This window comes from Microcystis wesenbergii NRERC-220 (genome assembly GCF_032027425.1).
GTDB classification, from domain to species: domain Bacteria; phylum Cyanobacteriota; class Cyanobacteriia; order Cyanobacteriales; family Microcystaceae; genus Microcystis; species Microcystis wesenbergii_A.
On record NZ_JAVSJA010000001.1, the window covers coordinates 2,140,183 to 2,161,413 of the forward strand.

27 protein-coding genes and 1 pseudogene are annotated in these 21,231 nt (G+C 40.2%); 16 read left to right on the forward strand and 12 right to left on the reverse strand.

Annotated features, from left to right (window positions below; genetic code table 11):
• Window positions 1-14 precede the first annotated feature (14 nt).
• Complete coding sequence (locus RAM70_RS10475) at window positions 15-1,019, forward strand: sulfate/molybdate ABC transporter ATP-binding protein (protein WP_312675887.1); 1,005 nt, start codon at window positions 15-17, stop codon at window positions 1,017-1,019.
• Between the two features lie 201 nt (window positions 1,020-1,220).
• Here RAM70_RS10475 and RAM70_RS10480 read toward each other — a convergent pair whose 3' ends face one another.
• Genes RAM70_RS10480 through RAM70_RS10505 form a run of 6 tightly spaced genes read right to left on the reverse strand, consistent with a single transcriptional unit; the run spans window position 1,221 to window position 4,194 of the window.
• Window positions 1,221-1,661: a D-Ala-D-Ala carboxypeptidase family metallohydrolase gene (locus RAM70_RS10480; RefSeq protein ID WP_312673628.1), complete on the reverse strand. Its 441-nt coding sequence runs from the start codon at window positions 1,659-1,661 to the stop codon at window positions 1,221-1,223.
• A gap of 3 nt (window positions 1,662-1,664) precedes the next feature.
• Window positions 1,665-1,835, reverse strand: a complete 171-nt coding sequence (locus tag RAM70_RS10485) for a hypothetical protein (protein ID WP_190381252.1) — start codon at window positions 1,833-1,835, stop codon at window positions 1,665-1,667.
• Window positions 1,836-1,878: 43 nt separating this feature from the next.
• The gene (locus RAM70_RS10490) at window positions 1,879-2,679 is read right to left on the reverse strand and encodes a LamG-like jellyroll fold domain-containing protein (protein ID WP_312673629.1); all 801 of its coding nucleotides are present in this window, start codon (window positions 2,677-2,679) and stop codon (window positions 1,879-1,881) included.
• On the reverse strand, window positions 2,679-3,113 hold the full coding sequence (locus RAM70_RS10495) for a hypothetical protein (RefSeq protein WP_312673630.1): 435 nt from the start codon (window positions 3,111-3,113) through the stop codon (window positions 2,679-2,681). The genes RAM70_RS10490 and RAM70_RS10495 overlap by 1 nt, the downstream gene beginning before the upstream one ends.
• Window positions 3,110-3,727: a hypothetical protein gene (locus tag RAM70_RS10500; RefSeq protein ID WP_312673631.1), complete on the reverse strand. Its 618-nt coding sequence runs from the start codon at window positions 3,725-3,727 to the stop codon at window positions 3,110-3,112. Before RAM70_RS10500 ends, RAM70_RS10495 begins: the two co-directional genes overlap by 4 nt.
• A complete protein-coding gene (locus RAM70_RS10505; RefSeq protein ID WP_190381714.1) occupies window positions 3,727-4,194 on the reverse strand; it encodes a hypothetical protein in 468 nt (155 codons plus the stop codon). The genes RAM70_RS10500 and RAM70_RS10505 overlap by 1 nt, the downstream gene beginning before the upstream one ends.
• 226 nt (window positions 4,195-4,420) lie before the next feature.
• Between RAM70_RS10505 and RAM70_RS10510 the strand changes: the two genes are divergently transcribed.
• Genes RAM70_RS10510 through RAM70_RS10520 form a run of 3 tightly spaced genes read left to right on the forward strand, consistent with a single transcriptional unit; the run spans window position 4,421 to window position 5,624 of the window.
• Window positions 4,421-4,912, forward strand: a complete 492-nt coding sequence (locus RAM70_RS10510) for a helix-turn-helix domain-containing protein (protein ID WP_045359021.1) — start codon at window positions 4,421-4,423, stop codon at window positions 4,910-4,912.
• An 11-nt stretch (window positions 4,913-4,923) separates the two neighbouring features.
• Complete coding sequence (locus RAM70_RS10515; protein WP_312673633.1) at window positions 4,924-5,235, forward strand: hypothetical protein; 312 nt, start codon at window positions 4,924-4,926, stop codon at window positions 5,233-5,235.
• A gap of 29 nt (window positions 5,236-5,264) precedes the next feature.
• A complete protein-coding gene (locus RAM70_RS10520) occupies window positions 5,265-5,624 on the forward strand; it encodes an IS630 transposase-related protein (RefSeq protein WP_312672113.1) in 360 nt (119 codons plus the stop codon).
• A 275-nt stretch (window positions 5,625-5,899) separates the two neighbouring features.
• On the opposite strand, the gene RAM70_RS10525 is transcribed toward RAM70_RS10520, so the two are convergent.
• Window positions 5,900-6,916, reverse strand: coding sequence for an IS4 family transposase (locus tag RAM70_RS10525; RefSeq protein WP_312675755.1), 1,017 nt, complete (start codon window positions 6,914-6,916; stop codon window positions 5,900-5,902).
• 15 nt (window positions 6,917-6,931) lie between these two features.
• Between RAM70_RS10525 and RAM70_RS22955 the strand changes: the two genes are divergently transcribed.
• Complete coding sequence (locus RAM70_RS22955; protein WP_312672115.1) at window positions 6,932-7,423, forward strand: transposase; 492 nt, start codon at window positions 6,932-6,934, stop codon at window positions 7,421-7,423.
• Between the two features lie 28 nt (window positions 7,424-7,451).
• On the forward strand, window positions 7,452-7,727 hold the full coding sequence (locus RAM70_RS10540; RefSeq protein ID WP_312675889.1) for a transposase: 276 nt from the start codon (window positions 7,452-7,454) through the stop codon (window positions 7,725-7,727).
• On the opposite strand, the gene RAM70_RS10545 is transcribed toward RAM70_RS10540, so the two are convergent.
• The 5 genes from RAM70_RS10545 to RAM70_RS10565 form a co-directional block, all read right to left on the reverse strand.
• A complete protein-coding gene (locus RAM70_RS10545) occupies window positions 7,707-7,979 on the reverse strand; it encodes a hypothetical protein (protein ID WP_312673635.1) in 273 nt (90 codons plus the stop codon). The two genes, RAM70_RS10540 and RAM70_RS10545, sit on opposite strands and share 21 nt — an antisense overlap.
• Window positions 7,979-8,365, reverse strand: coding sequence for a hypothetical protein (locus RAM70_RS10550; RefSeq protein WP_312673637.1), 387 nt, complete (start codon window positions 8,363-8,365; stop codon window positions 7,979-7,981). The genes RAM70_RS10545 and RAM70_RS10550 overlap by 1 nt, the downstream gene beginning before the upstream one ends.
• A gap of 26 nt (window positions 8,366-8,391) precedes the next feature.
• Window positions 8,392-8,523 carry a hypothetical protein gene (locus RAM70_RS10555; protein ID WP_312673639.1) on the reverse strand — a complete coding sequence of 44 codons (132 nt, stop codon included), beginning with the start codon at window positions 8,521-8,523 and terminating at the stop codon, window positions 8,392-8,394.
• Window positions 8,524-8,937: 414 nt separating this feature from the next.
• On the reverse strand, window positions 8,938-10,125 hold the full coding sequence (locus RAM70_RS10560; protein WP_312673641.1) for an RNA-guided endonuclease InsQ/TnpB family protein: 1,188 nt from the start codon (window positions 10,123-10,125) through the stop codon (window positions 8,938-8,940).
• 109 nt (window positions 10,126-10,234) lie between these two features.
• A complete protein-coding gene (locus RAM70_RS10565; RefSeq protein ID WP_312673643.1) occupies window positions 10,235-10,798 on the reverse strand; it encodes a pentapeptide repeat-containing protein in 564 nt (187 codons plus the stop codon).
• 285 nt (window positions 10,799-11,083) lie between these two features.
• Between RAM70_RS10565 and rfbF the strand changes: the two genes are divergently transcribed.
• The 10 genes and pseudogenes from rfbF (at window position 11,084) to rfbC (ending at window position 21,229) form a co-directional block, all read left to right on the forward strand.
• Window positions 11,084-11,914 carry a glucose-1-phosphate cytidylyltransferase gene (gene rfbF, locus RAM70_RS10570; RefSeq protein ID WP_045358465.1) on the forward strand — a complete coding sequence of 277 codons (831 nt, stop codon included), beginning with the start codon at window positions 11,084-11,086 and terminating at the stop codon, window positions 11,912-11,914.
• A gap of 32 nt (window positions 11,915-11,946) precedes the next feature.
• Window positions 11,947-12,180 (forward strand): GDP-mannose 4,6-dehydratase, encoded by a 234-nt coding sequence (locus RAM70_RS10575; protein WP_274518330.1) that lies wholly within the window; start codon window positions 11,947-11,949, stop codon window positions 12,178-12,180.
• Between the two features lie 102 nt (window positions 12,181-12,282).
• On the forward strand, window positions 12,283-13,575 hold the full coding sequence (locus tag RAM70_RS10580) for a hypothetical protein (RefSeq protein ID WP_045358463.1): 1,293 nt from the start codon (window positions 12,283-12,285) through the stop codon (window positions 13,573-13,575).
• Window positions 13,576-13,948: 373 nt separating this feature from the next.
• A pseudogene (locus RAM70_RS10585) lies at window positions 13,949-14,068 on the forward strand (CDP-glucose 4,6-dehydratase); the annotation flags it as partial.
• A gap of 369 nt (window positions 14,069-14,437) precedes the next feature.
• Entirely contained in the window at window positions 14,438-15,739 is a 1,302-nt protein-coding gene (locus RAM70_RS10590) for a hypothetical protein (RefSeq protein ID WP_312673645.1), read from the forward strand.
• 325 nt (window positions 15,740-16,064) lie between these two features.
• Window positions 16,065-16,346: a GDP-mannose 4,6-dehydratase gene (locus tag RAM70_RS10595; protein ID WP_312673647.1), complete on the forward strand. Its 282-nt coding sequence runs from the start codon at window positions 16,065-16,067 to the stop codon at window positions 16,344-16,346.
• 102 nt (window positions 16,347-16,448) lie between these two features.
• Window positions 16,449-17,741, forward strand: a complete 1,293-nt coding sequence (locus RAM70_RS10600; protein WP_045358463.1) for a hypothetical protein — start codon at window positions 16,449-16,451, stop codon at window positions 17,739-17,741.
• Between the two features lie 325 nt (window positions 17,742-18,066).
• Window positions 18,067-19,185: a CDP-glucose 4,6-dehydratase gene (gene rfbG, locus RAM70_RS10605; protein WP_312673649.1), complete on the forward strand. Its 1,119-nt coding sequence runs from the start codon at window positions 18,067-18,069 to the stop codon at window positions 19,183-19,185.
• A gap of 74 nt (window positions 19,186-19,259) precedes the next feature.
• Window positions 19,260-20,600 carry a lipopolysaccharide biosynthesis protein RfbH gene (rfbH, locus tag RAM70_RS10610; protein ID WP_312673651.1) on the forward strand — a complete coding sequence of 447 codons (1,341 nt, stop codon included), beginning with the start codon at window positions 19,260-19,262 and terminating at the stop codon, window positions 20,598-20,600.
• An 86-nt stretch (window positions 20,601-20,686) separates the two neighbouring features.
• Complete coding sequence (rfbC, locus tag RAM70_RS10615; RefSeq protein ID WP_312673652.1) at window positions 20,687-21,229, forward strand: dTDP-4-dehydrorhamnose 3,5-epimerase; 543 nt, start codon at window positions 20,687-20,689, stop codon at window positions 21,227-21,229.
• Window positions 21,230-21,231: the final 2 nt, after the last annotated feature.

Below are 21,231 nucleotides of genomic sequence, written 5' to 3' on the forward strand. Positions count from 1 at the left end.
GAGGATTAGCTACCGTGAGCATCATCATCGAGCGAGTATCGAAAAAATTCGGCACCTTTACTGCTTTAGACAACATCAACCTAGAGATCAAATCGAATCGTCTGGTGGCACTGCTGGGGCCGTCCGGTTCAGGAAAAACCACTCTCCTGAGAGCGATCGCAGGATTAGAACCTCCCGACACAGGCAAAATTATCATCAACGGCAAAGACACAACCAATTTAAATGTCAGAAAAAGGAATATTGGCTTTGTTTTTCAGCATTATGCGCTTTTTAAACATCTGATGGTGCGTCAGAATATCGCTTTCGGTTTAAAGATTCGCAAAGCTGCCCCGGACTACATTCAAAAACGAGTGGACAATCTCTTGAGTTTAATTCAATTGCAGGGATTAGGCGATCGCTATCCGGCCCAACTATCCGGGGGTCAACGTCAACGGGTTGCCCTGGCCCGGGCTTTAGCGGTGGAACCGGAAGTATTATTATTAGATGAGCCTTTTGGGGCCTTGGATGCCAAAGTTAGAAAAGAGCTACGAGTTTGGTTGCGACAGTTACACGAGGAGGTTCATGTCACCAGTGTTTTTGTCACCCACGACCAGGAGGAAGCCATGGAAGTGGCCGACGAGATCGTAATTTTTAATGAGGGTAAAATCGAACAGGTGGGAACTCCCGATCAGGTGTACGATCATCCTGCCTCTGCTTTTGTGATGAGTTTTATCGGCCGGGTGAATGTTGTACCACCGACCTCGGCTGCACTATTCGGGCAGCTCGGAGGGGGTACTAACGGAGTCAAGATTTTTATTCGTCCCCACGACCTAGAAATTCTCTCTTTTCCCAATGGGTCTAGCATTGCGGCAAAAGTCGAGCGCATTATCCATCTGGGTTGGGCCATCGATGTGGAATTAATTCTACCCGATCGCTCTCTCCTGATTGCCCATCTGAATCGAGAACAACTGGATCAACTGCACCTCCAAGTCGGGGAGCAAGTTTATGTTCGTCCTCGGTATGCTCGCGTTTTTGCTTAAAAGTAAGGACGTTGCTGATTTGAGGTCTGAATCTTCTTTTGTGGGATTTTTCAAACCTAGACCCAAACTAACTTTTGCACGGGAACCTGCGCGGCCGGCATTCATACCTTATTCAGCAACGCCAACTTTTTTAGAACAGATACCCCAAACAAAAAAACGATCGCTCTAATGGCGATCGATTTTTTGGGGCTGACAACGACCCTAATAATTCCATCTTGGCCCTTTTTGCCCTCCGGTTTTCCATCCCTTTCCGTTGCGAGTGTCAAGGTGAACAAAACCCCGGCGCGCCCCGTACCCGAGCGCTCCATACCAATGTTGATCAAGCCACGTTTGAAACTTAGCTAAAGACGAGGGATTAGCTGGGCGAATATCGACCGCCCGGCCGTAAAGATGCTGAGAATTGGAAGACCCACCCACGGCGCGATTAACCACCGGCGGGCGATACCAAGAGGTAACTAACACCGGAGAACCCCACTCCTCACGGATTTTATCGAGTTCGATCGCAAGTCGGAAAATCTCGCGCTCTATATCGCTACCGACCGGGGGAGTTCGCCGCGAGTCATTCTGAGTTACTTCGCTGACGCTAAAATATCTGCTGATCTTAGACTGACGATTATTCCAGTTAATTTTAGTAGAAGCCATTAGTCACTCGTCCTCTTTGTTTGATGACCATTGTCCTAAACCCGCACCAATTAAAGCGCTAGGAGCAGACAAAGCAAGAATTAATTTTTCCTCTGGAAGGACTAAACTTAATGCAATCGCACTAATTAATCCCGATGAAATAAAAACTAAAGCTATTTTGTTTTTAAGAGACATTCTAGGCATACAAAAAAAACCACTAAAAACAAAAAACAATCCTTTAAACATCCCCCACATAAGGCGGGCGGTTGCCGTAAGGGTGATTACTGGGTAAAAGAGACTGCATCTCCCATTCCCAATGCAAATAACCAGTTAACAAATTAATCTCTGAGCTAGATAGTTCTCTAGTCCATAAGAGATTTTCGGCTATAAACCCATTCATCCCAGAATCAGATGTTGTCATATCGTTGCCAATTCTAATTCTATTAATATTAAAACTTGCTGTAGAAGTATTTCCATTTACGGGGGTTCCTCCATTTAAAATTATTCTTGTTTGAGAACCGTTTTTAGTAGCAATAACAGAAGCCCACTGGTTGTTGATTAGCGGCGAAGTTTGACCCGCTATAGCATTATTTCTGTACATATAAACCCCATTGGTGCCATTAATTCCGTATCCCAATAGGATACCGCTCGTATTACTGAAATCTTGCTCCGTCGAGGAAGCAAGGGACCACAGCCTACCAAATCTAGTTCTTGATACAACCGATGGATCAGAGTTATTTCTGTGAAGAGAAACTAAAGTAAGTGCATTTCCTCCGTAGTTAAAAAGAGCAGAAAGAAATTGACTAGAGCTAGTATTATTAATACTTAATACCGACTTACCTCCTAATTCTGTGGTATTTACTGTAATCGCACCAGTGGCAGAAAAACTTAAATCATTAGCTATATCTTTCACTCCTGTCAGGTTTGATCCGCTTAGATTAAGTGTATTAGAAGCGTTAGCTTTAACCCAAATTGTAGGATTTAAAAGCTTAGGAGTAAACAACTCCATCCCTGAATTAATAAAGAAAAATTTAGCCATTATTTAAATGTTAGTGAAAGTTGAATCAATCCCTTGCTTAATAATTCTAGAGTTAATGCGTCGTCTGCAAATTGTGCTTGAACTGATTGTATAATTTCCGCTTCACTAGGAGATTTTAGCCGTAAACTATTGGGATTAGAAGGATTCGGCTCTAACACTAAATCAATTCGGGGATTATTGCCGATAACAGCTTCATTCATTGCTAACTCAGTTAGCTTAATCTTTGCCATAGCATCAAATCTTAAAGCATCAGACAACAATCCTTTAATCATAAACACTTGCAACTCCTGAAGAGTACTAAAAAGAGGTAATGTACTGGTTGATTGCGCTAAAATTTGCGCTTGATTAATCATCGCAATTTGATAGATTTCTTTGATAGTAGAGTCATCTTCTCCCGTGATAAATTTACGGATTGCGATTAAGGAATTTGTCATAGTGCCTCCGTGACATCTAATCTAAACGATAAATTTAATGTTCCCGTGATAGAAGCAAAACTAATTCTTAAGCGTTGCCCTGCCGGGATAACATTATTTACACTTGCTAACTGGTCAGCTAAAACTGAAGTGGTACAGGCAAGAGTAGATAATCCTGTAATATTTGTCCAGCTATTTAATCCAAACTGAATACTAATAATAGCCGTTCCACTAGATTGACTGTTAATTAATCCACTAAGTCGATTAATTGTTGTTTCTCTAAGTAAAGCTGGTAAGGTGTAGGTTTTAGGGAAAGTGCTTCCTTCTAAAAAAGGCGAATTTTCATTTAACGCTCCAATAGAAAAAAACCAGGAATCTTCTCTTAACAAAGAATAAAACTCTAACCCATTCGCCGATTGATTGACTCTAACTCCTCTCCTAGATTGTCCAAAATAAGAGTTAGGAGCATCAGATAACTGAGTAAATGTACCCGCTACTCCTGAAGGACCTTGAATCTCAGAAAGAGAAACTAAATTTTTCCAAGTTGTTTCACCAACTACTCGCCACTGAATAAAAGAGTTAAAAACTCTTAATTCTGTGTTTTTGCCAGGCTCTATTTTTTGCAGTCCAATCATTAAAGCGGCTCAATCATTGAAGGATAAATCGCAGGAGACAAATAACACTCTCTACCTGCTAAATATATAATTTCAGTTGCAACGTTAGATTCCATTTTAACCGTTAGGCCTTTAGGAAGAATCGTTAAAGGAGGAATCCAAGTAGCCCAAACATTAGAACTATCTACCTGTCTAGCTTGCAAGTTAAAACTAATTAAAGTTGTAAAATTGTCCCCCGCTATGAAGCTAGAAACAGAAAGGTCTATTTTAGCCGTAGTAGTTGCTGGCGTAACGGTTTTTACCCAAATTGACATTAATTCAAAGTCAATCGGCAACTCCCACACCACCCCACGATTAGCCTCTAGAAAGTTGTAATTAACTAGCTGGTGATAAGATTCTATTCCCTGTGCGTGACGGAAAATATTATTTTCTTGATAGCCTCTTAAAGAAACTTGTCCCGCGGGAATTATTGACGGAAGATAGCTCATAACAGCAAAGTATTATTTAAATTGGTTGGGTTTGGCAATCTCTCTAAAATCTCGTCAAGCTTTTCGTCTGTTTTGTCGATAGACTGGACAGGGGCAAATAAAGATATATTCCAATTAACAAGCCAAGGAACGGGATTAAAAACTAACAGAGATTTGTTATACCAATTCTCCAAAATCTGACTACAAATAGTGTAGAATATCATCTTAGTAGAGTTAAAGGAAAAATATGGCAGGAGTTTCTAAGATAGAAATCAGAGAAAGCGAAGCAGAACTCAAGGAACTGCTCAGACAAGAAAAAACTGGTTCAGGAAAAGAAAGAATACAAGTATTGTACTTATTAAAGACAAAAAAGGCAAAAACGGTGACAGAAGCCGCCGAAATGATCGGGAGAAACAGAGTCACCGTACAAGATTGGGTAGGAAAATACCGTCAAGGGGGATTAGAAAAATTATTGTCGAAAAAAGTGGGTACAGGAAGACCAAGAAAAGTTCCCCAATGGGCAGAAAAAGCCTTAGAAAAAAGATTAAAAGAAAACCAAGGGTTTGATAGTCAGGTCGAGATTTGTGAATGGTTAGAGAAAAAAATAGGGATAAAAGCAAAGTATAAAACCGTTCATAAATTAGTATATTATAGACTAAAAGCGTCACCAAAAATAGCGAGACCAAAAAGCCTAGAGCAGTCAGAAGAAAGGTTAGAGTATTTTAAAAAAACTTCTTAGAAAACCTGGCAATGCTGAGTTGGGTGGCAATGATAATGATGGGATTAGAGGGAAAAATTCGCTTTTTATGTGAAGATGAAACTCGAATAGGACTGAAGACTATCAGTGGCAGAAAAATCACAGCAAAAGGGATAAAACCTTATGGGAAGGTGCAGTGGAAATTTCAAGCAACTTATATATATGGAGTGGTAGAGCCGAAGACAGGAGAGCATTTTTTTTACGAATTCACTCATTTAAACAGTCAATGTTTTCAGATATTTTTAGAGTTAGTTGCTGAACATTTTGCCGATAGTATAGCAAAGAGCGGGATAGTTAGGACATAATAGAGAAAAAGAAATGAGGAGAAGCTTTCATGGCAGCACCCTATAGTGATGATTTAAGACAGAAAGCAGTGAGTGCCGTAGAGCGAGGGGAGAAAAAAAGCCATGTCTGTCGCACCCTCAATATTAGTCGTAATACATTAGACATCTGGCTGAAACGGAAGAAACAAACTGGGACGGTGGCCGCTAAAACTAACTATCGTCGAGGGCCGAAGCCCCAAATTGACGATTTAGAAGCCTTTCAAAAGTTGGCCGAACAATATGGGCATTTGACCCAAGAAAAAATGGCCCAAAAATGGGCTAACCCAGTCAGTAGGATGAGAATTGGTCAAGCCCTCAAAAGAATTGGATTTACTAGAAAAAAAAACTTATGGCTACAGAGAAAGAGATGAAGAAGCCCGAAAAGAGTTTCTCCAAAAAATCAGAGGTTATGCCCCGGAAAGATTTGTCTATATTGATGAAGCTGGAATAGATAAGTACCTAAGCAAAATTAATTACACATATCTAAACACCTCTTGCAAGAGGCACTCTTGCCTCTTGCCTATCTTCACTAGGAAATTAATTTTGCACGACTACTTAACACCATCGATTACCCTTATGGCAGAAACGTTGAATCCTGTAATAAAACTTTACATTGACAAGCATAATACCCCTATAACATCAAATTTTAAATTGAATAGACAATCCTCCGGAACCAGTGTACATAGCTAATATGTTGACACATGAAACTCTGTAAATAGCGCAGTTTGTCTAATAAGCTTTTCCCAAATCCTTCTTCAATATCTATTAGCTGTAGAATCAGATAAGCGATAATGCAACTATAGATATGTAGGCGGATTCCGTTCTCGTTTTTAGTGATTAGATTATCCAACTTTAGATGCATTTTTAAAAATTTCCACAGCAGTTCTATTTGCCATCTTTGGATGTAAATTTCGGCAACTTCTTCATTACTAACTGCTCCTTCTCCTTCTAGAGGTAAATCTGTCGCCAGCCGAAATTCTGTTTGACTTTCTAGGTCGCAAAAAGCGACTACTCTTACTTCTATTTGTCTTTTATCTTTTCCGAGTTTACACTTGCCATTTTCGAGCATCTCTAGGCTAATATTATTTTTCACTCTCAAGACAAAATGCTTGTCACTACTCTCTAATAATTCGGTGATTCTTTGATTAGACGCAAATCCTCTATCCATTGCTCCAACTCCATTTACAGGAATTGCTTCTATCGTTTTTCCTCCTTCTTTTGAGTCATGACCTTGACCAAAATGGATGAGTATTCCGACCACCTCTGTTGTGATACTATTAAGACCAGAGAATAGTTTTACTTGATGCCATCCCTGGGACCATAGTAATTTACTGGTTAAGCTAATTATTGTTGAGTCAATAGGAAATAAAGCTCGCGCATTCTCTATTCCTTTTTTGGCAACTAAACGCTTATTTAATTCGACAATGACTTTCTCAAATGGACTTGTTTCTCTAATTTTGCTTGCCTTAGAAAATGTGGATAAATTTACATTAATTCCTTGAAGTACCATTCTACTGCATAAGTCCCTCATACTGACGATGCTTTTATCTAAAGCAAAACCAATCCAACAGGACAAAAATGTAAAAGTATCTAAAGCGGGGTAGTCATTTTTAGGCAGTGGTTTGAGAAGCTCTTTTATGAGTTTTGAAAAATTCGTCATCAGGGCAAACTCCCTATTGTGAGGGGAATAAGTTGTCTAGATTCTATCTATAATAGCATTTTTTTTCTGACTTTTCTCAACGTTCAACACTTCTGCCCTTATGGATATTGTCACAAATCAGAAAGATTTGAGGCTTTAAAGTTAGGTCACTGTAGCGAAAGAGTTAGTGTGATCAGCGGTTGGTGGCGTGGTTCCACGATCGCGCCAATGGTGTTTGAGGGGTACTGTAATACAGAGTTGGTGTGTGAGTGGATAGAACAATTGCTATTACCCGAACTACTACCCGGTCAAATTATCATCATTGATAACGCCAGTTTTCATCCCAAAGAGAGAATCAAAAAATTGTTAGCTAAAGCGGGATGTGAAGTGCTATTTTTACCCGCCTATTCTCCAGATATCAACAAAATTGAAAAGTTCTGGGCTAGATTGAAAAACTATGTTAGTCAGATTATCAATGATAGTGAAAACCTTGTGGATGCTGTGAGTAAAGCCTTCAGGCATCTGTCCTAACTAACTCGTTCTATGCCATATTTTAATCATCCAGTTAGATAATGCTCGATTTCATAAGGCGAAAAAGTTAAAAATTCCCGACAACATTATACTGATATTTCAACCGCCCTATTGCCCTGAATCCAATCCAATTGAACAGATTTGGCAATACTTAAAGAAGGGATTGAGATGGAAATTACCAGCTTCTTTAGATGAATTAAGAGAATTAATTACCGAGAGACTGAAAGTTATGACCCAGAAGGTAATTGCTTCGATTACAGGACGTGCTTATATTCTTGAGGCTTTATCTGTAGTCGGTATTTAGAGAATTGGTATTAGTTAAACTTAATGTCATTAAATGTCCGTTTAATTGAATTTGAGCGCTTTTTAATAGCCACAAATTGCCGCCATCTTCCCAATACTGATTAAACCATCCCGCCCTTCTCCATGTTGTTTGTGGAGTCGATAAAGTCACTTTAACTAATATCGACTCTATGGGAAAATTTAAAGGAATATTCAAGGGATCATTTTGATTGTTGGCATTATAGAAAATCTGCCAATTCCCTTCGCTAATCATTATGAGAAAACAGCTTTAGTCGGATTGACCACGCCCTTAATCGTGCCGCCTTTAAAGCTGCCGCTAGGCGCAAAATCAGCGGCTTTGTTTTTAGCCACAATCATCCGGGCATATTTTCTCCTTAAAGTAGTACCTGCCCCCGTTGTATAAACAATTGTTTTTCTCACCCCATAGCCAGACCGCAGTAGTGCCTCTACTGTACAAACCGGAGCCGTTTCGTCGGTGGTGTCTGCGGCGCTCGTGTTCGTCACTTTTGAAACTCCGGTTTCTGATTCTTGTAATCCCTCGTAGCTTTCCTTGGGAGCGAAAAAATAAAAGCTCATGCTTGAGGGTGTTCCTGTTAGCTCCCCAACGGTAATTTTAAAGCGACCGAATCCTGTAGCCATTGTGTTTTTTCCTTAAAATAGTTAAATTAGGTTAGGCGACGGCGACGAGGAATTCCCGCACCGGTAATATTGTTTCCTTTGTAGTTTTTGCCTTTTAACGACGAAAATGCAGTATCTACTTTACTTGTCGGGCAAATAATGCGCGCGCTTTTAGTCACAGTCCTTCCGCTAACTGTGGCTCGATAGGAAAGTCGCACCCGGATTAGTTTGCCTGCTTTTAGCCCTTCTGAGACAGGCAGCCAAACATCGTCGTCGTCTGCCTCGAAAGTTGAGGGGTTTTGTCTTGTGAGTCCGACAGCAGAAGCTATGGTACTGTTATCCGAGTCGTACACATCCGGCAAATCAAGAAGATATCTAATTGATCCTTCTGTGAAGGTGTGAGGAACTAAAATAGCCATTAAGCAGAAATTACCCGTAATCTTTGTCTAGTCACACTTTCGCCTATTTTCCCTGTAATCGCAATCACCATCAACGCATATATGCGTTGATTAACAGACGATGCAATTGACATCCTCACCGCCGTGAACGGACGGTGATTCCCAAACCTCACGATTTAGGCTTCGGCCGTGAGCTCAGCCGAACGGTTTCTGTTTCTTTCCCGAAGGATTTTTCGCACCTGCCTTAACAGATTTACTCTGTTCTGGTCTTATAGTCGCTCCACAGACTGACACCGCAAGCCCTGCGGCCAAAATATTTTTACTGGCGTTAATATCTCGGTCATGGTGAGTCCCACAGTCTGGACAGTCCCACTCTCGAACATTTAACGGCATTTTCTCAGCAATATACCCGCAATTACTACACCTTTTAGAGCTAGGAAACCATCTATCTATTTCGATGTAGTTTCTCCCATACCAACGGCATTTATAGGCTAATTGTCGGGTAATTTCTCCCCAGCTTACATCAGATATTGCCTGAGATAATTTCGGGTTTTTGACCATATTCTTGACGGCTAAATTCTCAACCACAATCGTTTGGTTTTCACGAACTAATTGAGTGGTTAGCTTATGTAAATGGTCTTTTCTGCTATCGGTGATTTGAGCGTGAATTCTGGCTACTTTGATTCTTGCTTTTTCCCGATTTTTTGAGCCTTTCTTCTTCTTAGAAAGATTTTTTTGGGCCTTTCGCAGTCTCCGATAATGCTTTTTAAAATGCTTGGGATTAGATACTTTATCGCCATCGCTGGTAATCACGAGGCTACTAATTCCTAAGTCAATTCCGATGGCTTTATCTGTTACTGGTAGAGGCTTAATCGTTGGGTCATCAAATCTAATTGAAATATGCCAACGTCCAGAAGGATGTAATCTGACTGTTACTGTGCTTGGTTCACAGCTTTCTGGTATTTGTCTTGACCATCGAATAGGTAAGGGTTCTGTGCATTTGGCTAAATAGATTTGTTTGTCTTTGAACTTAAAAGCAGATTTGGTAAATTCGGCACTTCCTCCCTGATGTTTTTTCTTAAAGTTAGGATACTTAGTACGACCAGCAAAGAAATTAGTAAAAGCTGTTTGTAAATGTCTTAAGCCTTGTTGTAAAGGTACACAGCTAACTTCATTGAGAAAGTCTAATTCTTCTTGCTTTTTCCACTCGGTCAACATTGAAGAAGTTTCAGTATATCCTACTCTTTCTTGTCTTTCATACCAAGCTTGTGTTCTGAGATGGAGTGCCTTATTGTCAACCAATCTTACACAGCCCAAAGTGCGCCGCAATAGCGACTCTTGTTCGGGTGTGGGGTAAAATCGGAACGAGTAGGCTTTTTCCATGTCTCACATTCTAGCATATATTTCGTAAATGTTCTAATATTTAACAGTAAAGCCGTCGTAGAACGACGGGGTTTCAGACCCAAATTTTCGATGAAACGAGGCTTCTCTATCAACTTTTAACGGAGAATTTGGTAAAGTGATTGGGATCGACACCGATCGCGCCTTCACCGTCCGCATCTTGCAGGTTAGCACCGTCTAACCGAGCATTAGTGAGATTGGCCTTCTCTAAGTCAGCTTTTTGCAGATTGGCGTTGGTTAAGTTTGCTCCTTGCAGGTTAGCTTTTTCTAAATCTGCACCTAAGAGATTGGCCCCGCTTAAATCGGCTCCCGCTAGGAGAGTTTTGCCGAGGTCGGCTCCCTGGAGATTAGTCCCTTTGAGGTTAGCACCCTGTAAGTTTGTTCTTTCTAGATCCGCTTGGCTGAGGTTTGCTCCTTCTAGATTGGCCGAGGACAAGTTTAAATCTTTGAGGCTAATTCCGTTAAAGTCACAACCGACACAGGCGTTAGTTTCCTGTAGTTTTTGCAGATTATCCGCGGCGGCAGCCGGCTCGACCAGAGTAATTTTTGCCGGTGCGCTGTCAGTGGGGGTAACGGCCTTAGCGATGGCAGGGTGGAAGCAAGAAAAAATTGTGATTAGCAATAGACAGAAGGCTGTCAGTAGCGTCGGTTTCATCGTTTTTGATCTCCTTGAGTGATCTTTTTGAGTCTCTGTTTTCACTCTAGGCAATGGCTTTAATAAAAACAAATATTCTTTGTTTTCAAATCCATAAATTCCCTTTATGCAAAGCTGGGAAACCCCCTCGCCTTCCATCACTTTTATTTATTAAAACGACAATTAAGAATATTTGCTTTTATGCTTGTCTCGTACCTAAGATGATATTGGACACAATCGGGAATCCCGTGTTAAACTGCCTCGATAAGATGATGTCACTCTAAAAACCTTTCACTATATAATCTAATGGTAATACAATCGGTCAGTTTAACAGTTAAGGACTATAAGTCTAACCTTCCCGTGGCTATCTTGTGTGGTGGCAAAGGAACCCGACTGCGGGAAGAAACCGAATTTCGACCTAAGCCGATGATTGCCATCGGAAATCGGCCAATTATTTGGCATATCATGAAAACCTATGCCCACTATGGCTTAACTGACTTTATGCTCTGTCTAGGGTATAAAGGGGAAATAATCCGGGACTATTTCTTTAGCTATGATTGGAATCAAAGTGATGTCCTCTTAGAGTTAGGCAATAAAAAAGTGACCAAACTCGATAGTGGACACGAGGAGGAAGACTGGCGTATTTGGTTAATTGATACAGGACAGGAAACCATGACCGGAGGCCGTCTTAAACGTCTCACCCCTTACATAGAGAGAAGCGGAAGCGAGATCTTTTTAGCCACCTATGGGGATGGGGTTTGTGATGTGAATATTGCGGATCTGTTGGATTTCCATTACTCCCATGGGAAATTAGCCACGATGACGGCGGTTCGTCCTTCTTCTCGCTTTGGCGAGTTAATCATTGAGGGTAATTTAGTCACTCAATTCCAAGAAAAGCCCCAAACGGCTGAAGGATGGATTAATGGGGGTTATTTTGTCTTAAATCGCAAGGTTTTGGATTTAATTGAGGGAGATACGACGACTTTTGAAGCACAACCCCTAAGAACCCTAGCCGCTTTAGGAGAACTCGCCGTCTATAGGCATGATGGGTTTTGGCAGTGTATGGATACTTACCGAGAAATGGAAATACTCAATCACCTTTATGACACTGGACAAGCTAGATGGAAAATATGGTAAAGGAAACATTTTAGCTGGGCAAAAAGGTCTTTATTGCTGGTCATACTGGCTTTAAGGGGTCTTGGCGGGCTTTTTGGTTACTCCATTTGGGGGCAGAGGTAAAAGGCCTCAGTTTAGCTCCCAATACCACCCCCGCTTTATTTGACCAGTTAGACTTAGCCCGGAATCTGAGTCACCATCTAGGGGATATTCGAGAGGCTGAGTTAGTGACTCGTTTAATCGCTTCATGGCGACCGGATGTAATCTTTCATTTAGCGGCGCAATGAGCGTCTTATACCGAACTCAAGTCATTGACAGATAGTCAATCCTTTAATAGCAGCAGGCACAAAGTGGACATAGTAAATTCAATACATCTCCAGATTAGGAAAATGCTCAAACAGCAATCAAAAATTGATGGCAGATTTTTGGTAATTGCTGCACTCTTAGGATATTTTGGGTTATTGTATCTAGCTAATTTTTTTGTTCCCTATCACAAGTTTTGGAGGAAACTGGGGGTTCCAGCGGCTAAAAACACTTTTATGGATCTTGGATACGTATTAGGTGCTTTTGATTGTGATCGATTGACTGGCGAAGTTTCCCTAACAAATAATTCCTGCTTCAATCAAATAGCTTATCCTAGTAGTTGGTCTTTATTAACTTGGCTGGGGTTAGAGCAGCGTGATACTATATTTTTAGGAGTTTTATTTGCTTTAATCTTTTATGTTGTCACTTTAATGATCATTGGCAGATTAAATTATCAAGAAGCTGTAGTTTACACCCTAATTTTATGCTCACCACCGGTAATGCTTTTAGTCGAACGTGGCAACGTAGATATTGTTATCTATTCTTGGCTTGGTGTCGGACTAATGATAATTAAGAATAGCCGAGCATTAATTTTTAGGTTGTGTGCCTATTTGTTAATATTTTTTTGGGGAGTTATTAAACTATTTCCAATTTTCGGTCTGGCAGTAATTATTAAAGAAAAAAGAAATATATTTCTGTTCTTGTTGGCTATTTTTACCACTGCTTTTATTACTTATTTTCTGGCTAGTATAGGGGAGATGAAAACTATCTCACAAGCATTTGATGTTGAGAGTGTTTGGTTTCGTTTTGGACATCAATCCCTCTTTTTAAAAGTCAAAACTTTGCTATTAAATCTTTCTTTATCTACTGGCGGCGAAACTGATATTAAAAAGACGCTCAGATATATGATGTATATAATTATGAGTTTATTGACGCTGTTAATCTTGACCAGAGTTTTATTGTCGAAATTTAAAATTTTTCGAGAATGGCTTAGTTCGGATTTTGTCTCAACAGATTCGGGCAAATCTTTAGATAAAAGTCAATATATTGATTATTTCCGTCTGGCAGCAGGCATTTATTTAGGAAATTATCTGGTTATTGGCCTTGTTATGGATTACAAATTAACTTTTCTAATCTTTGCCCTTCCTCAAATCTTGGATTGGATTAAGCAAGAAAATCAGTTAAGCTTGTCTTCCAGTATGGCTTTAGTCGCTATAGTGGGAACCTTTTACGCGAGTCCATTCTTACATCCTTGGGCAATTGATGAAATTATCAATTTGCTCTTATTTGCCAATTTATTATACATTTCACTTCTCTCTATGCCTGAATGGCTAAAAAGTTTAGTCCATAAGAGATTGTCTGGCAAATTTTCTGGATAAAAGTTTAACCACAGGCTAATATATAGCAAAACTAAATGAATTGTCAAATCCCCTTAACCAATTGACATCCTCCGTCAAGTTCATGTATAGTAGCTCCCAAAGAGTTAGGGTGATGGGTTTAAGCCTTCACAAAGACTCTTTTCGGCGATTACTTGCAGAAAGCCGTTGAAATTAACTGAAAACCCGGTATAGCGAGTCTATTTGACTTGTGAACAATCGTAGCTCCCCTCTCCTTCTGGGATGAGCCTGATGGGTTTTGGCAGTGCATGGATACTTACCGAGAAATGGAAATACTCAATCACCTTGATGACACTGGACAAGCTAGATGGAAAATATGGTAAAGAAAGCATTTTAGCCTGGCAAAAAGGTCTTTATCACTGGTCATACGGGCTTTAAGGGGTCTTGGCTGGGGTTTTGGTTACTCCATTTGGGGGCAGAGGTAAAAGGCCTCAGTTTAGCTCCCAATACCACCCCCGCCTTATTTGACCAATTATAGGACTTACGCATTGACAGGATCGACCAAATATGAGGTATGGGTTTCGGGCATTTTAACGTGATTTTTTGATGACTTTTGAGCGATCGCTATCGATCAGAAGTTAATCGCCAAAAGTCTGAAACGACGGATTTTCGTTCATACACATCATGGTGAATTTGTACAGTGCGTAACTCCTAAATTAGACTTAGCCTAGAGGCTGAGTTAGTGACTCGTTTAATCGCTTCATGGCGACCGGATGTAATCTTTCATTTAGCGGCGCAATGAGCGTCTTATACCGAACTCAAGTCATTGACAGATAGTCAATCCTTTAATAGCAGGAGGTACAAAGTGGACATAGTAAATTCAATACATCTCCAGATTAGGAAAATGCTCAAACAGCAATCAAAAATTGATGGCAGATTTTTGGTAATTGCTGCACTCTTAGGATATTTTGGGTTATTGTATCTAGCTAATTTTTTTGTTCCCTATCACAAGTTTTGGAGGAAACTGGGGGTTCCAGCGGCTGAAAACCCTTTTATCGATCTTGCAGCCGTATTAGGTGCTTTTGATTGTGATCGATTGACTGGCGAAGTTTCCCTAACAAATAATTCCTGCTTCAATCAAATATCTTATCCTAGTAGTTGGTCTTTATTAACTTGGCTGGGTTTAGAGCAGCGTGATACTATATTTTTAGGAGTTTTATTTGCTTTAATCTTTTATGTGATAACTTTAATGATCATTGGCAGATTAAATTATCAAGAAGCTATAGTTTATGCCCTAATTTTATGCTCACCACCGGTAATGCTTTTAGTCGAACGTGGCAACGTAGATATTGTTATCTATTCTTGGCTTGGTGTCGGACTAATGATAATTAAGAATAGCCGAGCATTAATTTTTAGGTTGTGTGCCTATTTGTTAATATTTTTTTGGGGAGTTATTAAACTATTTCCAATTTTCGGTCTGGCAGTAATTATTAAAGAAAAAAGAAATATATTTCTGTTCTTGGCGGCTATTTTTGCGGCTGCTTTTATTACTTATTTTCTGGCTAGTATAGAGGAGATGAAAACTATCTCACAAGCATTTGATGACAGAGGTTTTGGGCATCTTTGGTTTCGTTTTGGCTATAAAGCCCTCTTTTTTAAAGTCAAATCTTTTCTATCAAATCTTTCTTTATTTACTGGCGGCGATACTGATATTAAAAAGACGCTCAGATATATGATCTATATAATTGCCAGTTTATTCACCATGTTAATCTTGACCAGAGTTTTATTGTCGAAATTTAAGATTTTTAAAGAATGGCTCAGTTCCGATTTTGTCTCAGCAGATTCGAGCAAATCTTTAGATAAAAGTCAATATATTGATTATTTCCGTCTTGCAGTAGGCATTTATTTAGGAAATTTTCTGGTTATTGGCCTTGTTATTGATTACAAATTAACTTTTCTAATCTTTGCCCTTCCTCAAATCTTGGATTGGATTAAGCAAGAAAATCAATTGAGCTTGTCTTCCAGTATGGCTTTAGTCGCTATAGTGGTAACCTTTTACGCCAGTCCATTCTTATATCCTTGGGCAATTGATGAAATTATCAATTGGCTCTTAGTTGTCAATTTATTATACATGGCAGTTCTCTCTATGCCTGAATGGCTAAAAAGTTTAGTCCATAAGAGATTGTCTGGCAAATTTTCTGGATAAAAGTTTAATCACAGCCTAATATATAGCCAAACTAGATGAATTGTCAAATCCCCTTAACCAATTGACATCCTCGGTCAAGTTCCTGTATAGTAGCTCCCAAAGAGTTAGGGTGATGGCTTTAAGCCTTATCAAAAATTCTTGGCGGCGATTACTGGCAGAAAGCCGTTGAAATTAACTGAAAACCCGGTATAGCGAGTCTATTTGACTTGTGAACAATCGTAGCTCCCCTCTCCTTCTGGGATGAGCCTGATGGGTTTTGGCAGTGCATGGATACTTACCGAGAAATGGAAATACTCAATCACCTTGATGACACTGGACAAGCTAGATGGAAAATATGGTAAAAAAAGCATTTTGGTCGGGCAAAAAGGTCTTTATTACTGGTCATACTGGCTTTAAGGGGTCTTGGCGGGCTTTTTGGTTACTCCATTTGGGGGCAGAGGTAAAAGGCCTCAGTTTAGCTCCCAATACCACCCCCGCTTTATTTGACCAGTTAGACTTAGCCCGGAATCTGAGTCACCATCTAGGGGATATTCGAGAGGCTGAGTTAGTGACTCGTTTAATCGCTTCATGGCGACCGGATGTAATCTTTCATTTAGCGGCGCAATGAGCGTCTTATACCGAACTCAAGTCATTGACAGATAGTCAATCCTTTAATAGCAGCAGGCACAAAGTGGACATAGTAAATTCAATACATCTCCAGATTAGGAAAATGCTCAAACAGCAATCAAAAATTGATGGCAGATTTTTGGTAATTGCTGCACTCTTAGGATATTTTGGGTTATTGTATCTAGCTAATTTTTTTGTTCCCTATCACAAGTTTTGGAGGAAACTGGGGGTTCCAGCGGCTAAAAACACTTTTATGGATCTTGGATACGTATTAGGTGCTTTTGATTGTGATCGATTGACTGGCGAAGTTTCCCTAACAAATAATTCCTGCTTCAATCAAATAGCTTATCCTAGTAGTTGGTCTTTATTAACTTGGCTGGGGTTAGAGCAGCGTGATACTATATTTTTAGGAGTTTTATTTGCTTTAATCTTTTATGTTGTCACTTTAATGATCATTGGCAGATTAAATTATCAAGAAGCTGTAGTTTACACCCTAATTTTATGCTCACCACCGGTAATGCTTTTAGTCGAACGTGGCAACGTAGATATTGTTATCTATTCTTGGCTTGGTGTCGGACTAATGATAATTAAGAATAGCCGAGCATTAATTTTTAGGTTGTGTGCCTATTTGTTAATATTTTTTTGGGGAGTTATTAAACTATTTCCAATTTTCGGTCTGGCAGTAATTATTAAAGAAAAAAGAAATATATTTCTGTTCTTGTTGGCTATTTTTACCACTGCTTTTATTACTTATTTTCTGGCTAGTATAGGGGAGATGAAAACTATCTCACAAGCATTTGATGTTGAGAGTGTTTGGTTTCGTTTTGGACATCAATCCCTCTTTTTAAAAGTCAAAACTTTGCTATTAAATCTTTCTTTATCTACTGGCGGCGAAACTGATATTAAAAAGACGCTCAGATATATGATGTATATAATTATGAGTTTATTGACGCTGTTAATCTTGACCAGAGTTTTATTGTCGAAATTTAAAATTTTTCGAGAATGGCTTAGTTCGGATTTTGTCTCAACAGATTCGGGCAAATCTTTAGATAAAAGTCAATATATTGATTATTTCCGTCTGGCAGCAGGCATTTATTTAGGAAATTATCTGGTTATTGGCCTTGTTATGGATTACAAATTAACTTTTCTAATCTTTGCCCTTCCTCAAATCTTGGATTGGATTAAGCAAGAAAATCAGTTAAGCTTGTCTTCCAGTATGGCTTTAGTCGCTATAGTGGGAACCTTTTACGCGAGTCCATTCTTACATCCTTGGGCAATTGATGAAATTATCAATTTGCTCTTATTTGCCAATTTATTATACATTTCACTTCTCTCTATGCCTGAATGGCTAAAAAGTTTAGTCCATAAGAGATTGTCTGGCAAATTTTCTGGATAAAAGTTTAACCACAGGCTAATATATAGCAAAACTAAATGAATTGTCAAATCCCCTTAACCAATTGACATCCTCCGTCAAGTTCATGTATAGTAGCTCCCAAAGAGTTAGGGTGATGGGTTTAAGCCTTCACAAAGACTCTTTTCGGCGATTACTTGCAGAAAGCCGTTGAAATTAACTGAAAACCCGGTATAGCGAGTCTATTTGACTTGTGAACAATCGTAGCTCCCCTCTCCTTCTGGGATGAGCCTGATGGGTTTTGGCAGTGTATGGATACTTATCGAGAAATGGAAATGCTCAATCACCTTGATGACACTGGACAAGCTAGATGGAAAATATGGTAAAGAAAGCATTTTGGCCGGGCAAAAAGGTCTTTATTACTGGTCATACGGGCTTTAAGGGGTCTTGGCTGGCGTTTTGGTTACTCCATCTAGGGGCAGAGGTAAAAGGCCTCAGTTTAGCTCCCAATACCACCCCCGCCTTATTTGAGCAATTAGACTTAGCTCAAAACCTGAGTCATCATATAGGAGATATTCGAGAGCCTGAGTTAGTGACTCGTTTAATCGCTTCATGGCAACCGGATGTAGTCTTTCATTTAGCAGCACAACCTTTAGTGCGGCTTTCTTATCTGGAGTCGGTGGAAACGTGGAACACAAATGTGATGGGGACTATTCACGTTTTAGAGGCCCTCAAAAGCCTGACTCATCCCTGTGCCGCCGTGTTTATTACTAGCGATAAGTGCTATGAGAATCGGGAATGGGTCTATGGTTATCGGGAAAATGACCCCTTGGGGGGTTACGATCCCTATAGTTCTAGCAAAGCGGGGGCGGAATTGGCGATCGCATCTTGGCGAAATTCCTTCTTTAAAACCCCTCAAACCCCCATCGGCATTGCCAGCGCCAGGGCAGGAAATGTCATCGGAGGCGGAGATTGGTCTCTAGACCGGATTGTACCCGATGCAATGCGGGCCTTGATGAAGTCCGAAGCGATTCCGGTGCGGAACCCTCTAGCGACTCGTCCTTGGCAGCACGTTTTAGAGCCTTTGGGTGGCTATTTACGGTTAGCTGAGTCTATTTATGAGCAGTTGATGACGGCTAATTGGCAGCAAGACAGCCGGGGGTTATATGGGGCGTTTAATTTCGGTCCGGCTCTAGCCTCTAATCGCCCAGTTAAAGAGTTAGTTGAGTCTATCTTACAACTTTGGCCGGGGACTTGGCTCGATCAAAGTGATCCGAATGCTGTTCATGAGGCTAAATTGCTTAATCTAGTCACAGATAAGGCTTTCCATACCCTAAAATGGCAACCCGTCTGGGATTTTCGGCAAACCCTCAAGGAAACCGTGACATGGTATTATCAAGCGGCTCAAATAGACTCTGAAGATAAAGCACAATTCCAAGACCTTACTCGCCAACAAATCGAATATTATCAAAGTTGTTTGATCGATTAGCGAACTCAAGGCTGATAATGGTCTAAATTAAGTAATAATTAAGTTCAAATTTCTCCCCTGAAAGGAAATTAACCATGACTCAATCTATTTCTCCCCCCAATACAAATACTGAAGCAGAACTGCGAGAGCAAGTCTTTCAAGCAGTACAAGAATATTATAAGCACAAATTTCAACCCCGGGCTTTTGTGGCGGGGCAGACCTATATTCCGGCATCGGGTAAGGTATTTGATGAGCAAGAATTAGTCAAATTAGTGGATTCTTCCCTAGATTTCTGGTTAACGACGGGCAGATATGCAGCAGAATTTGAGGAACGTTTTGCCCAGTGGATGGGGGTAAAACATTGTTTATTAGTCAATTCTGGCTCTTCGGCCAATTTAGTGGCTTTAAGTGCCTTAACTTCCCCTAAACTGGGGGAAAAACAACTTAAACCGGGGGATGAAGTCATTACCGTCGCCGCAGGTTTCCCGACTACAGTTAACCCCATCTTTCAAAATCAGCTAATTCCCGTCTTTTTAGACGTTAAATTACCCGGTTATGACCTCGACATCGAGCAGCTGGAATCGGCCTTGTCAGAGAAGACTAAAGCGATTATGATCGCTCATACCTTGGGAAATCCCTTTAATTTAGAAGCGGTGATGGCTTTTGCCGAAAAACATGACCTCTGGGTAGTTGAGGATAACTGTGACGCGGTGGGAAGTCTCTATAAAGGGCAAAAAACCGGCACCTTTGGGCATTTAGCAACGGTTAGCTTTTATCCCGCTCATCACATGACTATGGGAGAAGGGGGCGCGGTTTTAACCAGCGATACCCGCTTGAAAAAGATTGTCGAGTCATTCCGTGACTGGGGCAGAGATTGTTGGTGTCCTCCGGGGGTAGATAATACCTGTAATAAGCGCTTCGGTTGGCAGTTAGGAGATTTACCCTTCGGTTATGACCATAAGTACACCTATTCTCATGTGGGTTATAACCTAAAGATGACGGATATGCAAGCCGCCGTTGGGGTAGCGCAACTGGATAAATTGCCAGGATTTATCAAAAAGCGCCGGGAAAATTTCGACTTTTTGCATCAAAAGTTACAGGAGCTTCAAGATGTTTTAATTCTGCCTGAAGCCAGCCCCGATTCTGAACCGAGTTGGTTCGGGTTTCCGATTTTTGTCAAGGAAAATGCTCCTTTTAGCCGCAATGATTTAGTTAAGCATTTGGAGGAAAAACGCATCGGCACAAGGCTGTTATTTGGGGGAAATTTACTGCGACAACCTCTTTATCAAGGGTTAAATTATCGAGTTATTGGGGATTTAAGTAATGCCGATAAAATCATGAGTAGTGTTTTTTGGCTGGGCATTTATCCTGGATTAACTGAGGAGATGTTAACCTATGTAGCAGCGACTATCCGAGAGTTTTGTCAGGGGCAATAAAATTACCGAACTTTTGGGACAAAATTTCCGAGCATGGGGAATCAACCTTAATCCACTGTCAATCCACGTAAAATCTTGAAAAACTCATGAAAATCACTGAGACAAGAATTCCTAAGTGCTACGAAATTGTCCCCACTATTTTACAAGACAAGCGTGGTCGTTTTGTTAAAACTCTACATCAGGACATTTATGAAAGTCACCAGTTAATTATTCACTTTGCTGAAGAATATTATTCGGTGTCCAAGAAAAATGTTTTGAGAGGACTACATTTCCAAGTTCCTCCGCAAGATTGCACAAAAATGGTGTATTGTCTCGAAGGGTCGGTAATAGATGTAGTGGTAGATTTGCGTAAAGGCTCTCCAACATTTGGCGAGTTTGAGTTGTTTAATCTGAGTTCTGAAAATGGTAAAATAATCTATATCCCTTCTGGTCTAGCTCATGGTTTTTATGTGACGAGCGAAACAGCAATTATGTTGTATAAGGTATCAACAGTATATTCTCCCAAAGAAGATACAGGAATTCTTTGGAATTCCGTAGTAATACCTTGGCCAAATCCAAATCCTATCTTGTCTGAACGAGATCAGAGTTTTCTTCCTTTTTCAGAATTTCGGAGTCCATTTGTTTATTGAGA